This window comes from Desulfonispora thiosulfatigenes DSM 11270, assembly GCF_900176035.1.
Lineage (GTDB): Bacteria > Bacillota > Peptococcia > Peptococcales > Desulfonisporaceae > Desulfonispora > Desulfonispora thiosulfatigenes.
The window spans coordinates 100,880-118,820 of record NZ_FWWT01000022.1 but is presented as its reverse complement, the minus strand read 5'-3'; the positions used below and the strand labels follow the sequence as shown (position 1 = coordinate 118,820).

Sequence of the window (17,941 nt, the reverse complement as noted above, 5' to 3'; positions counted from 1 at the left end):
AATATCCTCCTTAATCAAGTTAGCTTTCATTTTTTCGACTTATTTTAAAATTCTTCTATTTTAAAATTATGTAATGATTCTAATGCTCTACTTGATATTAATACATTCTTTTCTTTTTTATTTTTAATTTTTTTCTCTAAAGGAGGTAGTAGGCCAAAATTAATATTCATAGGTTGAAAGTTTTTGCTATTTGCATTTACAATATAACTCATTAAGCCCCCAATTGCTGTATCTTTTGGGAAAATTAACTTTGCTTTGTTTTCCATCATTCTGCAAGCATTTATTCCTGCAACTAAACCGGAGGTAGCTGATTCAACATACCCTTCCACACCAGTAATTTGACCTGCAAAATAAATGTTTTGGCTTTTTTTAACTTGTCCAGTTTCATCTAAAGTTTTAGGGGAATTAATAAAAGTATTTCGATGCATAACCCCATAACGAACAATTTCTGCATTTTCTAATCCGGGAATCAAACTTAATACTTGTTTTTGTTCTCCCCATTTTAAGTGAGTTTGAAAACCTACTATATTAAGAAGACTTCCATCTTTGTTATCCTTTCTTAATTGCACCACAGCATAAGGCTGTTTGCCTGTCCTTGGATCTGTTAGCCCTACTGGTTTTAAAGGTCCAAATAAAAGTGTCTTTTCTCCTCTTTTTGCCATTACCTCTACAGGCATACATCCTTCAAAAAAAACTTCCTTTTCAAACTTTTTAATAGGATGAACTTCTGCACTAACTAATGCTTTGTAAAAATTTCTATATTCATCTTCATTCATAGGACAATTTAAATAATCAGCTTCTCCCTTATCATATCTAGAAGCCCAAAATGCTTTAGTAGTATCTATTGATTCAGTGGTTAAAATTGGTGCAGCTGCATCATAAAAATAAAAATAATCTTCTCCTGTAATTTCTTTTATAGTTTCTACTAAAAGACCCTCTGTAAGAGGACCTGTAGCAATGATATTTACCCTATTACTATCAATTTTTGTTATTTCCTCATGAATTATAGTTACTAAGGGGTGACTAGAGAGTTTTTCAGTCATACATTTTGCAAAACCTTCTCTATCTACAGCTAATGCTCCTCCTGCAGGTATCCGATGTAGGTCAGCACACTGCATAAAAACAGAATCACACTGCCTCAGTTCTTCTTTTAACAAGCCCACGGCATTTTCTAGTCCTGCACCTCTTAACGAGTTACTACAAATCAATTCAGCAAAATATGGTGTTTTATGAGCGGCTGTTGTTTTATTAGGACGCATTTCATATAAATTTACCTTTATGCCCCTTTGTGCAATTTGCCATGCAGCCTCACATCCAGCAAGGCCTGCCCCGATTACATTTATGCCTTTGTCCATTAATTTTGCTCCTCCTTATTTATTTTATGCTCATAGTTGCACTCTTTATTACTGCATAGCCTTCTCTTACCTTGTTTATTTTCTCTTTCCACTAAATAATTGTTACAGTTTGGACAAATATCTTCTGTTGGTTTGTCCCAGCTAATAAATTCACATTCAGGATAATCACTACACCCAAAAAACTTTCTTCCTTTTTTACTTCTCCTAATTACAACCTGTCCTTTTTTACAAAGAGGGCAAATAGTTCCGATTTCTTCAAGTAAAGGTTTAGTATTTCTACAATCAGGAAAACTTGGGCATGCTAAAAACTTTCCATATCTTCCAAACTTGATTACAAAATTACTACCACATTTATCACAAACTTCTTCTGAAACTTCATCTCTGATTTCAATCTTACTAATTGCATTTTCAGCTACTTCTAAACGTTTGCTAAAGGGTTCGTAAAAATCCCTCAATACATCTTTCCAATAAATATTACCTTCTTCTACTTTATCTAAATTTTCCTCTAAATTAGCTGTGAATTCTGTGTTTATTATATCTTTAAAATATTCTTTTAAAAGGTTAATTACAACTATACCTAACTCAGTAGGATAAAATTGTTTTTCTTCCTTTACAACATACCCCCGTGAAAGAATAGTGCTTAATATTGGCGCATAAGTACTAGGTCTACCAATTCCTTTTTCCTCTAAAGTCTTAATTAATGTAGCTTCTGAAAATCTAGCAACTGGTTGTGTAAAATGTTGTTTTGGATCAAGTTGATGTAGTTTTAATTGTTGTCCAGTATCAATTGATGCTAAAGGCTCTTCCTTTTCCTGTTTTTCATCTTCGGATTCAATATATATTTCCATAAACCCTTTAAAAACAATTACTGATCCTGAAGCCCGGAATTCGTACTGATCAGCATTAATAATTACTGAAGTTTGTTCTATTAGAGCCTCCGTCATTTGACTGGCAATAAAACGCTTCCATATCAAGTCATAAAGTTTAAACTGATCTCTACTTAAAAAGCCTTTTATTTCACTAGGTTCTCTTAAAACAGAAGTAGGCCTAATAGCCTCATGGGCATCTTGAGCTTTACTTTTAGTTTTGTAAATAGGTGGCTTTTCTGGTGTATATTTGGGTCCGTACTTTTGTTCTATATACTCAGCTGCTTCTTTTTGAGCACTTTCTGAAACTCTAACTGAGTCAGATCTAAGATAGGTAATTAAACCTACAGCCCCTTCTTTTCCTACTTCAATACCTTCATATAATTCTTGGGCTACCCGCATTGTCTTTTTAGCTGTGAAATTAAGTTTACGATAAGCTTCTTGTTGTAAATTACTCGTGATAAAAGGAGGTACTGGTTTTCTATTTTTTAATTTCTTTTTAACGTCTTCAACAATATATTTAGAGTCTTTTATTTCTTTCAAAATGATATTCATTTCTTCTTCATTTTTTATTTCAATTTTTTTACCTAGTTTTTTACTAAGCTTAGCTTTTATAGTATTATCTTTTGTTATGTTAAAATATGCTTCTAAGGACCAATATTCTTCAGGCACAAAATCAGTAATTTCTTCTTCCCGCTCACAAATTAATCTTACTGCAACTGATTGCACGCGACCTGCACTTAAACCTTTTTTTACTTTTCTCCATAACAAAGGACTTAAATTATAACCAACTAGACGATCTAAGACTCTACGGGCTTGCTGTGATTCTACCCTACTCATCTCAATTTGGCGTGGTTTTTTTACCGCCTCTTTAATTGCATCTTTTGTAATTTCATTAAACTGAATCCTACACTTTTCATTTTGTTCTAACTTTAAACTATGTAATAAATGCCAGGCAATAGCTTCTCCCTCTCTATCAGGGTCAGGAGCTAATAAAATTTTACTTGCCTTTTTTGTAGCACTTCTCAGTTCCTGTAATATCTCACCTTTACCCCTTATTGTTATATATTTCACCTCAAAGTCATTTTCAACATCAACCCCAAATTGGCTTTTAGGCAAATCACGAATATGACCTAGGGATGCTTTAACTATGTAGTTTTTCCCTAAAAACTTTCCAATAGTTTTTGCTTTAGCCGGTGATTCTACAATTACCAATGTTTTACTCACTCAAATCACCTCAATTTATACTAATGAATTTTCTACCAGCTATTTGTTGTATAACTCCATTAATCTCTAAAATACTTATTGTTGGAATTAAATTTTTTAAAGGTATGTTAGTAATTTCCGAAATTTCTTCCATAGTTAAAGGTAATGATTTTATACATGTAACTATTTCATTTTCGAGAGTGCTTAATCCTGCATTTTTCATTTGAGAATTTAAATTAAATAAACACAACTGCCCATATTCTTCTAATACATCTAATTTGGAGTCGACAAGTTTTGCTCCCTCTTTTAACAATTTATGACACCCCTTAGATACAGAGCTGTTTATTGGACCTGGTATAGCAAAGATATCCTTTCCCTGTTCTAATCCATATTCAGTAGTTATCAAAGAACCACTTTTTTCTGAGGCTTCGACAACAATGACTCCATGAGAAATTCCACTAATTATTCTATTTCTCATCGGGAAATGATACCTTAAAGGTTGAGTTCCTAGTGGAAATTCTGAAATAATAGCACCATTTCCACTTTTTAATATATTATTGAATAAAAGTTCATTTTCTCTAGGATAAATAACATCTAGTCCACTTCCTAACACTGCAATTGTACCCCCATCACCTAGAAGTGCTCCTTCATGGGAGCATGTATCTATCCCTCTGGCTAAACCACTAATTATTTGTACATTTTCACTGCTTAAATCACTAGCTATTTGTTTAGCAACCTTTCTACCGTAAGCAGTTGCTTTTCTTGCACCAACCATTGCTATAGATAAATTCTTTTCAACTAAATTACCTCGTATATATAACAAAGGTGGTGGTGAATGTATGTTTTTTAAATTACTCGGGTAATTATCACAGGTAAAAGAAATTATTTTTATGTTTAGTTTCATCAGCTTTTCATATTCTTCTTGAAAAGACATCTTCTTTCTTTCCGTTATAAATAATTGAACCATGCTAGAATCTAAATTGGGTAGGTAGTTTTTTATTGTTTTATTATCAAAATGCCAAAAATCATAACCACTAACCTGTAGCATAATATTCAATAATATCTTGCTAGCTTTAATTCCCCATATTTTTTGTAACATTGACCAGTACACAAAATCTTTATTCATTAAACTACTCCTTAATTTAATAATTATATACATGAAAATTATGGTTTTCAACTTTAAATCATTTTTCGTGTTTTTAGAGAATAGCTAAAAAAAGGACACAAACATTATTTACTACTAGTTTGTGCCATAAATATAAAGTTTAAGTACTTATATTATGTATAATATGCAATTTTTTATCCTAAATTATTCCTCTGGTATTCCTTGTTTTCCAAAATGTTATCTAAAGTATCCATCCATTCTTTGAAAATATTTTCTTTTCTTACTTTCTTTTCTTTATTTAAAAAATGTTCTAAAAAATATAATTGCTTAGTATCAAGTTTACTAATTTCCCTTTTTATTGTTTTTACTCGTTCTTCTTCAAATATTAGCTTTATCGCCACAATTAGACTCTCCTTTGTTATTATGTTATTACTTTAGTTTAAAAATACATTCTATAAAAACAATAAAAAGCCTTTAAGCAATTTAATCCATGTTTAAACTTTCTTTAACAATTCGACTAATAGAAGCCTCCTAATAAAAAAATGATAGCTAAAATATTTAGTTGTTAATAATAAATAAGAGATAAACATTTTTTTAGTTATTACTACGTCTATTATTAGGAGGTTTTTATGCTAGCTAAAATAAAAAGTTGTAGTTTTATAGGCTTAGAGGTTTTCAATATTGAGATTGAAGTTGATGTTTCAGGAGGATTACCAGCCTGGGAAATTGTTGGATTACCAGATACTGCTGTTAAAGAAAGTAAAGAAAGAGTTAGAACAGCTATAAAAAATTCTGGTTTTAACTTTCCACCTAGACGAATTGTTGTTAATTTAGCTCCTGCCCATATTAGAAAAGAAGGGCCAATCTTTGATTTACCAATTGCTTTAGCAATATTAGTAGCAACAAATCAATTGAGTATTTCAAGTACTATGAAGCTAATTGCCGTAGGTGAACTAGGCCTTGATGGATATTTAAGAAAAGTAAAAGGAATTCTTCCTATGTCCTTACATATTTCTTCGCTAGATTGCAAATTTATAGTTCCAACAGAAAATAGTATCGAAGCTTCTATAGGAGGATCCTGCACATATGGTTTTTCATCACTAAAAGAGGTGGTGGAGTTTCTTAATAATCAAGAAAGTATGAGCGCTGTATCAGGATTTAATTTAAAAAATATACTAAATAAAAATTTAGAATGTGAGTATAATTTTCAAAATATTAAATCCCAAAAAGAAGCTAAAAGAGCCCTTGAAATAGCAGCAGCTGGAAATCATAATATTGTTATGTCTGGTCCCCCGGGATCCGGAAAAACTATGTTAGCTCGTTGTCTGCCTGGTATTTTACCTTCACTTTCAATTAATGAAAGTCTAGAAGTTACTAAAATATATAGTATTTCTGGTTTATTACCCGAAAGTTTACCTATTATTAACAAAAGATCTTTTAGAGCACCTCATCATACAGCTTCTAAATCAAGTATTGTCGGTGGGGGTAGAATTCCTAAACCAGGAGAAATAAGTCTAAGTCATCATGGGGTTCTGTTCTTAGATGAATTACCTGAATACTCAAAAGAAGTTCTAGAAACTTTAAGACAACCCTTAGAAGAAGGAAAAGTTACTTTATCTAGGGCAACAGCTCAACTAACTTATCCCGCTAGCTTTATGTTAATTGGAGCTATGAATCCATGCCCTTGTGGTTATCATGGTGACTCTTTAAAAGAATGCTCATGCACTCCTTACCAAGTTCAAAAATACCGTAATAAGATATCTGGACCTTTACTTGATCGAATAGATTTGCAAATTGAAGTTCCAAGAGTTAGTTTTAATGATTTGCAATCTAAAACTGAAGAAGAAACATCAGAAATAATAAAACAAAGAGTTTTAAATGCTAGAGAAATTCAATCAGATAGATTTAAACAAAAGAATTTTATAACAAATTCTCAAATGACTAATGAAGATATTAATATGTATTGTAAGTTAGATGATAGTTCGCAAAGATTATTAAAACAAGCTTTTAACAATCTCGGTTTAAGTGCTAGAGCATATATTCGTATTTTAAAGGTAGCTCGTACTATTTCTGATCTTTCTAATAAAGAAAATATAGCTATCGAGCATTTAGCTGAAGCCATCCAATATAGAGCTTTGGATAGGCAAGTGATTAGTTAAAAAAACCTCCATGTTTCTTAAATTAAATGTTTATTAAAATACCCCCTAAGTTAATTTATACAAATTTAACCTAGGGAGTATTTTTCTTTTAATTTATCTCTTAATTCAAAGCATAATTTGACAATTTATATGTATAATTTAAAAATATTTCCAGGGAAATGATTGAAATTATGGTTTAATTTATGTTCATCTAACCTGTGTAAATATTATAACCTTTGTATTAGTTTTAATATATTTATATAATTCTAAAATATCCTCATTAAGCATTCTTATACAACCCAAAGACTTATTTTTTCCGATTGAACTAGGTTCATTCGTTCCATGAATACCATAACCCGGTATCGTTAATCCTAACCAGGCTGAACCGTAAGAATCACTTGGAATATTATATCTATATGATTTAGGGTTTAAAATTTTGTTTTTAATCTTATATGTTCCTATAGGAGTTTGGCTTTTTTCATGCCCTACTCCCACTGGAAAAGATTTTACTAAAGTATCATTTTGATAAGATAAAATTTTCTTTTCGGTATCAATCATAATCAGATCTGATATCTTTTCTACTTTAGTTTCGTCTTCTTTTATAATATATAAATCTTGATAATTACTTTGATCACTTAAATTTGTTTTTTTTTAAAGTCTGGATAAAGATATAGATCTTTAATTCCATAATCTTTTGTCCAAATAACTTCTGCAATAGCATATTCATTATTTAGTTCACTCAAAGTATCCGCATAATAAAAAACTACAGATATTTCTTCTAAATCTTGGTTTGTTTTTTTACTTTCTAGAAACTTATCTGCTGTTACTAAAATATCTTGCATACTACTTTCATTTGCAACTTTCAAATCATAATATCCATTATTATCAAATAACGTAGGCGCATAATACCTTCTCACCGGTATATTATGAAGCAATACCTCTTTTTCTTTAACTACCTGTTCTACTTCTTTAAGATTAAAAACTTTGAGATTTTCTCTTTGCATAATAGGATTAAATATGTAATAAGTAATTATGCTTCCAATTAATAAGAGTAGTAATAAAAACAAGATCAAGGCTAAGGAAGAGTTATGTTTTAAATCTGATTGCTCTGGGTTAATTTTATGTTGCTTAAGTTCTTTTAACCGATTTAAACCCGATATAGCCGAAGCATAACCTCCAGCATAAGCTAATTTATAGTGTTCATAAGCTTTACTGTACCTTTTCTTACCTTCTAATTCTTTAGCAAGATAGTAATTGGCTTCGGGATGATCACTATCATATGATAAGACTACTCTATACCAATTATCGTTATTGCGCGAAACATAAACTCTGGAATTTTTTAAATAAATACAATTTGATAAATTATTCATTTTATTATCCTTTTGTTTTTATTTAAATTATTTCCACTTTAAGCTACAGTTATACCAATTCCAGTAAATATAATTTAATAATTTCCATAATAATAAAACTCCCTAATAGTAAAACAGTTATATTATTTTAACTGTCTACTATAAGGAGAGCATATCATTTATAGATATTTAAAATGCATCTTTATTTAACATAACCTTTATTTTCTTTTCTGTGTTCCAAACTATACCCACCGCATCAAATCTACACTCTACATTCTGTAGATTATTCTTTACTAAAAAGTACTCTGCTACCTTTCTAACTTTTGATTGTTTTTTATAATTAATTGTTTCTTGGGGTAGTCCAAAATCATCCTTATTCCTTGACCTAACCTCAATAAACACTAAAGTTTCATTTTCTTTAGCTATTATGTCAATTTCTCCAATTTTACAACTAAAGTTTCTTGCTAAAATTTTATAACCTCTTTTTTCAAGTTCCTGAATAGCTATTAACTCACCTTTCATTCCTAAACTTTTCTTCATAAAATCATCCTATTTTTGTGTTTATTATAAGTATATCCTAGTCGAGGGATTACTAATTACTTTGCTAAAACCTTCTGTTTATCCCCTATAATTTTCCTTTCCTGAATTAAAATTACAGATGCAGCTACCATTAAAATACCAAGAATATTATATATATTTATACTTTCTTTAAATACAAAGTAGGCTACAATTACTGATACTACAATTTCCACAGTACTTATAATAGTAGCTTTTGAAGGTTCTACGCCAAACTTTAAACCTTTTAAATATAATCCATAGCCAATAACAGCTAAAACCAAGCCTAAAAATACTAATGCAAACCAAAATTTAAAATCTAAATTAAGAGAAAATATTTTAAGTGGACGAGCTAATAACAATATAAAGAAACTACCCCATAAAAAACTATAAAATAGAATAGTCCAAGGATTATACTTTTCTAAAATAAATTTATTTAAAATTGGCATTAAACCAAATGTTAAACCAGAAGCTAAACCGATTAATAATCCTAAAAAATTAAGCTTTAAGGTATTTAAGTCTCCACCTGTAGCTGTTAAAAACACTCCTGAAAAACATAAAATAACTGCAACTACTTTTAATTTAGTAAAAACCTCCTGATATATAAACTTAGAAATGATATTCGTAAAAATAGGGGCTGTATAAAGTAAAATTACAGCTGTTGTAATGCTAGTTCTTTCAATGGAAGCAAAATAAAAACCATTAGCAAGGCTTTGACTCACAAGACCAGCTATAGCAGTGAAAATTAATCCTTTGCGATCAATTCTAAGTAATTTAATATCTTTTATTACCATATACAAAAGTAAAAATAACGCTCCTACAAATATCCGGAAAAAAGATACATCAAATGAAGTTAAACCATAGCTAGTTAAAGTCTTACAAGTAAGTCCTAGAAAGCCCCATAAAGAGCCTGCCATTAAGATAGATAAAGCACCTAACTTTAAATTTTTATCCACATAGATCCCCCTTTTCCCTTTACTATTACTACTTAAAGGTATATAAATTATATTTATAATTAGTATTCTACATTCTTGAAATATACTCCTTTTTAATAAAAAAATAACCCCATCTGGGGTTATTTTTTAGAAAAATGTTTGAGCAACTTTGATTGCTAAGTTTGTTAAAGGTGTTGGATATACACCTAGTACTAAAGTTAAGATCATTATAATAAATAGTGAAGCCTGCATACCAAATGGTACCTTGATTTTTGTGTCATTTTCAGGTTTTGGATCATTTAAGTACATAGCCTTTGCTACTAATAAATAGTAATAAACAGAAACCATGCTCATTCCTATCGCAAGGAATGCAAGCCACATATAACCGGCAGCAATAATAGCTGTAAATAATTTAAACTTACCTACAAAACCAATTAATGGTGGTATACCAGCAAGCGATAATAAACTCATAAGCATAACTGCTGCTAAAAAAGGAGACCTTTTCCACATTCCGTTATAATCTGAAATTTCATCTCCACCACCAGCTTGTGAAAAGGCTAAAATTACCCCAAAAGCACCCATATTACTAAATACATACATCATTGTATAAAACAATATAGAAGCTACCCCAAAGGTTGAATAAGCAACTAAACCAAGTAAAATATAACCAGCTTGTGCAACCCCTGAAAAAGCTAATAATCTTTTGATATTAGTTTGAGGAATTGCCACAAAGTTACCTAAAAGAATCGTAATTACTGCTATTGTTATAATTATTGGCATCCATAAAGGAGCATGAATAGTAAAACCGTGTAAAAATACTCTAATAAATACTCCAAAAGCTGCTCCTTTAGAAGCTACTGATAATAAAGCGGTTATCGGAGTTGGTGCTCCTTCATACACATCTGGTGTCCACATATGAAAAGGAACTGCGGAAACTTTAAACAAGAATCCAGTTAAAATAAATACCATACCTAATAAGACTGCAGGATTACTTATTCCTTCAGATAATGCATAATGAACAATATTGTGTATAAAAGTTGTTTTAGTTACACCATAAACAAGTGTTAACCCATATAAGAGAATAGCTGATGATAAAGCACTTAATAATAAATACTTAATACCCGCCTCTGAAGACCTAAAAATATTTTTACCAAAGCCGACTAAAATAATGAAAGCTAAAGTCATTAATTCCAAGGCAACATAAAGAGTTATAAAATCTCCAGCTGATACTAGGATCATCATGCCTAAAGTTGCAAATAAAGTTAAAAAGCAAAATTCACCATAATTTTCATTTACAAACTTTGTTATATACTCTGTTCCTAGTAAAATTGTCAGCGCTGATGACAACACTATTAATATTTTAAAATAGGTTCCAAAAGGATCAATGATAAGCATCCCATTAAAGACTGAATCATCTACTCCGATCATTTTATAAAGAATAAAGGTTATAACTAATAAACCAAATACTGATAAATACCCTAAACCTTTCTTTTGATCTTTAGGAACCAAGAGTGATATTATCATAATTAAAAAAGCTAAACCTGCTATAAGTAGTTCAGGTAGAATTAATGAAAAGTTAATGTCCATTATAGTATCCCACCTCCTACTTTAATTCCTGCTAAATAAGTCTTAACTAAAGCATCTACCCCATTGTTTATTAAATCCATTAGTAAAGATGGAAAGACACCTAAAGTAATTAATACTCCACAAAGTAATACAACTGGGAATAACTCTACACCCTTAATATCTTTAATATGATCCCATTTTGGATTGCGCGGACCATTAAATACATTACGATAAACTCTTAATACATACACAGCAGTGATAACTATACCAGAAATAGCTAAAACAGCTAACACACTATAAACTGGATAAGTACCTACGAATACTGAATACTCGGCTATAAAGTTAATTAAACCTGGTAAACCTAATGAAGCTAAACTCGCAATTAAAAAAGCGACTGATGCTCTAGGCATTTGATGAGCTAAGCCACCAAAGTCTTTAATTTCTCTAGTATGAGCCTTATGATAAATATTACCGATAAGAGAAAAGAATAAAGCTGTCATTATACCATGAGCAAACATTTGTGCTACTGCACCATTAATACTTAAGGTATTTAATGAAGCTATACCTAATAAAACATAACCCATATGACTAACGCTTGAATACCCAATAACAAACTTTAAGTCTTTTTGTGCCATTGCAGCAAAAGCACCATAAACTACGTTAATAATACAAAGCATTGCTAGTACAGGCGACCAAAACTGAGCACCTTCAGGGAACATGAAAATCCCTACTCTAATTAATCCATAGCCTCCAAGCTTCATTAAAACTCCTGCGTGCAGCATACTTACAGCTGTTGGTGCTGCAACGTGACCGTCTGGAGACCAAGTATGAAAAGGCCACATAGGAACCAAAAATCCAAATCCGATCATCATCAAGAAAAAGGCAAACTTTTGGAAACTAGCATCGTATTGAACATTAGTTAATGTTAAGATATCAAAACTCATTAAACCACTATAGAGGTATATAGCAATAATACCTATTAACATTAAAGCACTACCTACTAATAAATAAATAGTTAATTTCATAGCTGCATACTCTTTACGAGTACTACCCCAAACTCCAATTAAAATATACATTGGAATTACTGCAATTTCAAAAAATAGGTAGAAAAAGAATAAATCAGTTGTTAAAAACACACCAAATACTCCTGCTACTAAAGCAAGTAAAAACACAAAGAATTCTTTTACTCTATGATGCATATCCCAAGAAGAAAACACACCGGCAAATATTACAATAGCTGTTAAAAGAATCAGTGGTAAACTAATCCCATCCACTCCAAGAGCATAATTAATGCCAAGTGCCTCTACCCAAGGAATATTTTCTACAAACTGAATTCCACCCAATCCTTTATCATAACCTATAAAAGCAACTAAAGATAAAATAACTGATATACCTGTAGTAATAGCTGCTATAATTTTTATTATTTTATCTTCTCTTTCTGGTACAAAGAGGATTAATAATACTCCAATGATAGGTGCTAATAAGATGCTTGTTAAAATTGGAAAACTCATTGTACACCTCCTATTACTGGACCTGCCAGAAATAAGACTATAACGATTATAGCTGCAAAAATAACTAAACCATAAGTTTGTAAACTACCTGTATGAACATAACGTCCTTTTGCACCTATAGTACGGATAATCCATGCAATAAAATGGGCTGTTCCATCCACAATATTTCTATCTAACCAATTACATAATGCTGCAAATCCTAGAACAAGGTTATTAAATACCCATCCATAAAACTCATCTATATAGTACTTATTATATAAAAGATTATATATAGGTTTAAATCTTGTAGCTATTGCATCAGCTGATATAATCTTCTTTATGTACATCAAATATGCTAGCAAAATTCCGAGGGTTGCTATAATAGTTGATGAACCCATAATCATATAATTAGGTACAGGGTGATGTACATGATTTACATAGATATAACTTGCAAAACCTTTTTCAATAAAAGGAGCTCCTATAAATCCTCCAACAATAGAGAAAAATGCTAAAATCATTAAAGGAACAGTCATCGAAAGTGGAGATTCATGAGCTGTAAATTCACTTCGTTTTTCTCCAAAGAATGCTAAAAATATCATTCTAAACATATAAAAGGCAGTTAAAAATGCTGTAAAAGAAGCTACTACATATAATACTGGAAAACCATTAATTTGACATGCTAATAATATTTCATCTTTACTCCAAAAACCAGCAAAAGGCGGTATTCCAGCAATTGCAAGTCCTCCAATAACCATAGTTATAGTGGTTATTTTCATTTCTTTAAATATTCCACCCATTTCAAAAATGTCTTGTTTGTGAATAGCATGAATTACACTACCTGCACATAAAAACATTAAAGCTTTAAAGAAAGCATGAGTTGTTAAGTGGAACATTCCAGCTGTCATACTACCAATACCAATGGCCATAACCATATATCCAAGTTGACTTAAGGTTGAATAGGCAAGTATTCTTTTTAAATCTCTTTGTGTTATCGCAATTGTTGCCGCAAAAATAGCAGTAAATCCACCTACATAAGCAATAATAGTCATAACTTGTTCTACACTAGCAAAAAGGATAAAACCACGTGCTAATAAATATACTCCTGCTGCAACCATAGTAGCAGCGTGAATTAAAGCACTACATGGCGTAGGACCTTCCATTGCATCAGGTAGCCATACATGTAAAGGAAACTGTCCAGATTTTCCTACTGGTCCAATAAAAACTAAAATTGCTGCTAATGTTAAAAACGCAAGATCTGTTGAAGAAGCAATAGAACCTGCTAATTGACCAAAATTAAAAGTACCAAAATGAAGGAATAAGAGGATAATTCCTAACATAAAACCAAAGTCTGCTACCCTATTTGTATTAAAGGCTTTATCACAAGCTTTAGCTGCTGAATCTTTATAAAAATAAAAACCAATTAAAAGGTATGAACTTAAACCCACCAATTCCCAAAAAACAAATGTTTGAAAATAGTTATTTGAAATTACTAAACCTAACATTGAAAATACAAACAAAGAAACATACCCAAAGAATCTTGAAAAATAAGGATCATCTTTCATATAACCTATAGAGTAAATAGCAACTAATAATGAAATAAAGGTTACTACAAATAACATTACAGCTGTTAATGGATCTATTAAAGCTCCCATTTCTATAAATAATCCGTTCATATCAAGCCAGGTTATAGACTTTTCAATAGGGTTTTTCATAGTGATTAAATTCGTTGTAACTATAGTTCTTATTATGTCTAAAGTCATACCAAAAGAAACAAGTAAACCGATTACTGATGTTAATGCACTAAGCATTTTTAATCTTTTGAATAAAAATGAAATCAAAACAAAAGATATTAAAGGAGATAAGGGCACTAACCATATATAATCAATCCCAAAACTATTAACCATTTTTCATATCACCCCTTACCATTTAAGCCAATTTAATTTTTCTACTTCAATATGAGAACGATCTCGGTAAATTGCAATTATTAATGCTAAACCAACTGCTACCTCACAAGCTGCTACAACAATAACAAAAATTGCAAAAATCTGTCCAGTAATATCGCCAGGAGTAAGATATTTTGTAAAAGCAACTAGATTAATATTTATAGCATTTAACATAAGCTCTATACATAGCAAGATACCTATGGCATTTTTCTTAGATAAAGCACCATATAAGCCGATGCAAAATAATAATGCACTTAATAATAAATAATGATATAAATTAATCACGACTCTTTCACCTCTCTTGCAATAATGATTGCACCTACTAAGGCTACTAAAAGTAAAATAGCTGCTAGTTCAAAAGATAATACATAATCAGATAAAAGAACCTCTGCAAATTTTTCCATTGAATTAGTTACAATACCCACGTTAATATCCCATGGGGTTTTTATAATAAAAAATGAAATAACACTAAATAAAGCAGCTGATATAATTCCAGATGTCCATTTATACATTCCTAAAGGATTAGTGTCTTTCATTGACCCATCATTTCGAGAAACTAACATAATACTAAAAACGATCAAAATTGAAACCGCACCTGCATAAACTAAGATTTGTACAATAGCAATAAAATCAGCACTTAAAGTTAAATAAATACCTGCAACTCCTATAAAAGTAAGTATTAAAAATAAAGCACAGTGAATTATATTATCTAGAAAAACTACTGCTATTGCTGTACCTAAGATAACAAAGGATAATGCCCAAAAAACTAATAATTCCATTACTTTTCATCCTCCTTTTCTGCTTTTGCCTTTTCTTCTTTCTCCTTATCAGGTTGACCAAAAGTAGAAACAGGTGCAGATAGGTTCGGCCTGTTAAATAAATCTAGAGTAACTTCATCTTTAAAAAAGGTTGCTGTCTCAAAATCCTTTGTATGCCTTAAACAGTGAGTAGGGCAGGCTTCTACACACATACCACACCATAAACAGTAACTTAAATTCATTTCATATCCTGATAGTTTGCGTTTTTTGTTTTCATCCATTTCAGTAGTAATTTTTATTACCTCATTTGGACATGCCCGTACACACATACCACAAGAAATGCATTTGTCTATATCTAATCTAAAAAGACCTCTCCATCTGCTTGCTATATCTGGCATAACATCAGGATATTCTTCAGTTACGCGTTTACTAAAAATAGCCTTTCCAGTAACCCCCAAACCTTTTAAGAGTCCTTTACCACGCATCCCCTATCAACCTCCCATTCCTAAATATATATACATTCCAATTCCAGTAAGAAAGATATTAAGTAAAGATAGAGGAACTAAAATTTTCCAACCTAAATTCATTAAATGGTCTATTCTGATTCTTGGAAAAGTCCATCTTATCCAAATGAAAAAAGACATCATTAAGAAAGTTTTGATAATAAACCATATCCAACCTGGTAATATTGGACCATGCCATCCACCTAAAAATACTAAAACAGCTAAAGATGAAGCTACAAATAAATTACAGTACTCAGCTAAAAAGAATAAAGCAAACTTCATCCCAGAATACTCAGTATGATATCCTGCTGTTAACTCAGTTTCACCTTCTGGTAGGTCAAAAGGAGCACGATTCGTTTCAGCTGTGGCTGCTATTATGTAAATAATAAAGCCTAAAGGTTGTAAAAAAACAAACCATATACTAGATTGTGCTTCTACTATCTCAGAAATTTGCAAAGTACCAGTTATAATAATTACACCTAATAACGAAAAAACTAATGGTATTTCATAACTTACCATTTGAGCTACAGCACGCATAGCCCCTAATAAAGAATATTTATTATTTGATCCCCAGCCAGCCATAAAGATAGGTATAACTGTTAATGAAGTAACAGCTATCAAATAAAATAGTCCTAAATTAAGATCTAAGGCTGCCATATTTTCACCAAATGGAATTACGCCTAAAGCTAATATGGTCGGAACAAAAATTAAGATTGGTGCTAATAAATGTATAGCTTTATCTGCATTACAAGGTACAACATCTTCTTTAGTTAATAGTTTTATAGCATCTGCTATACCTTGAAACCAGCCATTAGGACCTAGTCTGTTAGGGCCTGGTCTATATTGGATATATCCGGCAAGTTTTCTTTCCCAAACAGTATAAAATAAAGCTACGACAGTACATATACCAATTATTACTCCCGTATAAACTATGCCCATGCTTATTTCAATCCAATTTGGTGCAAATCCCAAGGTGGCCAAGGATCCTCTGATCCCCTGAGCTAAAATTACAAATATGTTATTAAAAAAATCCACATTATCCCCCTCCTTTTCACCTTAGGCGTCAACTTCTCCTAAATCAAAGTCAAAGCTGGCAATTATAGCTACAATATCAGCTATTTTGTGACCTACAAATAACTTATCAAAAATAGATAAATTATTATAAGATGGTCTTCTAAAATGCGTTCTATATGGATTAACTGTTCCATCACTTACTAAATAAGTACCGTAGACACCTTTAGCATTTTCTATTTGATGATAGACATCCCCTACTGGTGGCTTTAAAATCTTTGGTACCTTTGCCATTGTAGGTCCTTCTGGCATTTGTTTTAATGCTTGCTTGATGATTTTAAAGCTTTCTTTAACTTCTTCCATTCTTACTATATAGCGGTCATAACAGTCACCATTAATTCCCACTGGAATATTAAAGTCAAAACGGTCATAAATACTATATGGGTTCACTTTACGAACATCATGATTTACTCCTGATCCTCTTAAACAAGGACCACTTAATCCATAGCTCATAGCTTCCTCAGCTGTAATAACACCAACATTTTTAGTTCTTAATTTAAAGATTTCATTATCATTTACTAATCTCTCATATTGTTCAAGAGCCTTTGGAAATTCATCAATAAATTTATTAACAGCAGGGAAAAATTCTTCTGGCAAATCTTGAGCTACTCCACCAATACGGATATAGTTAAAAGTTAACCTTGCTCCGCAAATCATGCTAAAAAGATCTAGTATTTTTTCACGCTCAATCATAGGGTAAAATACTCCCGTCACTGCTCCCACATCCATAATAAATACGCCTACTCCAAGAAGATGGCTAGCCATACGCATTAATTCTGCAGTAATAACTCTAATATATTCAGCCCTTTCAGGAACTTCAATTCCTACTAACTTTTCAATAGCTTGCACATACCCTAGCTCATTAGTTAGTCCTGCAAGATAATCCAGCCTATCAGTATAAGGGATAAACTGAGCATAAGTTCTTTTTTCAGCTAGCTTTTCCATGCCCCTGTGTAAATAACCAATAACAGTTGTAGCTTCTGTACATATTTCACCATCTAATTCTAATACTACCCTCAAAACCCCATGTGTACTAGGGTGTTGAGGTCCAAGATTTAACGTATATTTTTGTGTTTTCACAAATAACACCTCAACTTATTA

The 17,941-nt window shown here is 31.3% G+C and carries 17 protein-coding genes; 1 reads left to right on the top strand and 16 read right to left on the bottom strand.

The window, feature by feature from the left end; all coding sequences use genetic code 11:
- Positions 1-44: 44 nt before the first annotated feature.
- From trmFO to B8965_RS09425, 4 genes are all read right to left on the bottom strand, one after another.
- The gene (gene trmFO, locus B8965_RS09440; RefSeq protein WP_084053948.1) at positions 45-1,355 is read right to left on the bottom strand and encodes a methylenetetrahydrofolate--tRNA-(uracil(54)-C(5))-methyltransferase (FADH(2)-oxidizing) TrmFO; all 1,311 of its coding nucleotides are present in this window, start codon (positions 1,353-1,355) and stop codon (positions 45-47) included.
- Positions 1,355-3,448, bottom strand: coding sequence for a type I DNA topoisomerase (topA, locus tag B8965_RS09435; protein ID WP_084053947.1), 2,094 nt, complete (start codon positions 3,446-3,448; stop codon positions 1,355-1,357). The genes trmFO and topA overlap by 1 nt, the downstream gene beginning before the upstream one ends.
- Before the next feature lie 10 nt (positions 3,449-3,458).
- Positions 3,459-4,553 carry a DNA-processing protein DprA gene (gene dprA, locus B8965_RS09430; protein ID WP_159446318.1) on the bottom strand — a complete coding sequence of 365 codons (1,095 nt, stop codon included), beginning with the start codon at positions 4,551-4,553 and terminating at the stop codon, positions 3,459-3,461.
- A 173-nt stretch (positions 4,554-4,726) separates the two neighbouring features.
- Positions 4,727-4,933 carry a hypothetical protein gene (locus B8965_RS09425; RefSeq protein WP_084053945.1) on the bottom strand — a complete coding sequence of 69 codons (207 nt, stop codon included), beginning with the start codon at positions 4,931-4,933 and terminating at the stop codon, positions 4,727-4,729.
- A 228-nt stretch (positions 4,934-5,161) separates the two neighbouring features.
- Here B8965_RS09425 and B8965_RS09420 point away from each other — a divergent pair, with 228 nt between their 5' ends.
- Positions 5,162-6,691 carry a YifB family Mg chelatase-like AAA ATPase gene (locus B8965_RS09420; RefSeq protein ID WP_084053944.1) on the top strand — a complete coding sequence of 510 codons (1,530 nt, stop codon included), beginning with the start codon at positions 5,162-5,164 and terminating at the stop codon, positions 6,689-6,691.
- 186 nt (positions 6,692-6,877) lie between these two features.
- Here the strand turns inward: B8965_RS09420 and B8965_RS09415 are convergent, their stop codons facing one another.
- The 12 genes from B8965_RS09415 to B8965_RS09360 form a co-directional block, all read right to left on the bottom strand.
- The gene (locus tag B8965_RS09415) at positions 6,878-7,228 is read right to left on the bottom strand and encodes a L,D-transpeptidase (RefSeq protein ID WP_144015897.1); all 351 of its coding nucleotides are present in this window, start codon (positions 7,226-7,228) and stop codon (positions 6,878-6,880) included.
- Positions 7,229-7,305: 77 nt separating this feature from the next.
- A complete protein-coding gene (locus B8965_RS09410) occupies positions 7,306-8,040 on the bottom strand; it encodes a hypothetical protein (RefSeq protein WP_084053942.1) in 735 nt (244 codons plus the stop codon).
- A gap of 168 nt (positions 8,041-8,208) precedes the next feature.
- Complete coding sequence (locus B8965_RS09405) at positions 8,209-8,559, bottom strand: YraN family protein (protein ID WP_084053941.1); 351 nt, start codon at positions 8,557-8,559, stop codon at positions 8,209-8,211.
- A gap of 56 nt (positions 8,560-8,615) precedes the next feature.
- Positions 8,616-9,530, bottom strand: a complete 915-nt coding sequence (locus B8965_RS09400) for a DMT family transporter (protein ID WP_084053940.1) — start codon at positions 9,528-9,530, stop codon at positions 8,616-8,618.
- 126 nt (positions 9,531-9,656) lie between these two features.
- Entirely contained in the window at positions 9,657-11,096 is a 1,440-nt protein-coding gene (locus tag B8965_RS09395; RefSeq protein WP_084053939.1) for an NADH-quinone oxidoreductase subunit N, read from the bottom strand.
- Positions 11,096-12,586, bottom strand: a complete 1,491-nt coding sequence (locus B8965_RS09390; protein ID WP_084053938.1) for a complex I subunit 4 family protein — start codon at positions 12,584-12,586, stop codon at positions 11,096-11,098. The genes B8965_RS09395 and B8965_RS09390 overlap by 1 nt, the downstream gene beginning before the upstream one ends.
- Positions 12,583-14,469 (bottom strand): NADH-quinone oxidoreductase subunit L, encoded by a 1,887-nt coding sequence (gene nuoL / locus B8965_RS09385; RefSeq protein WP_084053937.1) that lies wholly within the window; start codon positions 14,467-14,469, stop codon positions 12,583-12,585. The genes B8965_RS09390 and nuoL overlap by 4 nt, the downstream gene beginning before the upstream one ends.
- Positions 14,470-14,484: 15 nt before the next feature.
- A complete protein-coding gene (nuoK, locus tag B8965_RS09380) occupies positions 14,485-14,793 on the bottom strand; it encodes an NADH-quinone oxidoreductase subunit NuoK (protein WP_084053936.1) in 309 nt (102 codons plus the stop codon).
- A complete protein-coding gene (locus B8965_RS09375; RefSeq protein ID WP_084053935.1) occupies positions 14,790-15,287 on the bottom strand; it encodes an NADH-quinone oxidoreductase subunit J family protein in 498 nt (165 codons plus the stop codon). The genes nuoK and B8965_RS09375 overlap by 4 nt, the downstream gene beginning before the upstream one ends.
- Positions 15,287-15,751, bottom strand: coding sequence for a NuoI/complex I 23 kDa subunit family protein (locus tag B8965_RS09370; RefSeq protein WP_084053934.1), 465 nt, complete (start codon positions 15,749-15,751; stop codon positions 15,287-15,289). Before B8965_RS09370 ends, B8965_RS09375 begins: the two co-directional genes overlap by 1 nt.
- 6 nt (positions 15,752-15,757) lie before the next feature.
- Complete coding sequence (gene nuoH / locus B8965_RS09365; RefSeq protein ID WP_242941974.1) at positions 15,758-16,804, bottom strand: NADH-quinone oxidoreductase subunit NuoH; 1,047 nt, start codon at positions 16,802-16,804, stop codon at positions 15,758-15,760.
- A gap of 21 nt (positions 16,805-16,825) precedes the next feature.
- Positions 16,826-17,920, bottom strand: coding sequence for an NADH-quinone oxidoreductase subunit D (locus tag B8965_RS09360; protein ID WP_084053933.1), 1,095 nt, complete (start codon positions 17,918-17,920; stop codon positions 16,826-16,828).
- Between the last annotated feature and the right edge of the window lie 21 nt (positions 17,921-17,941).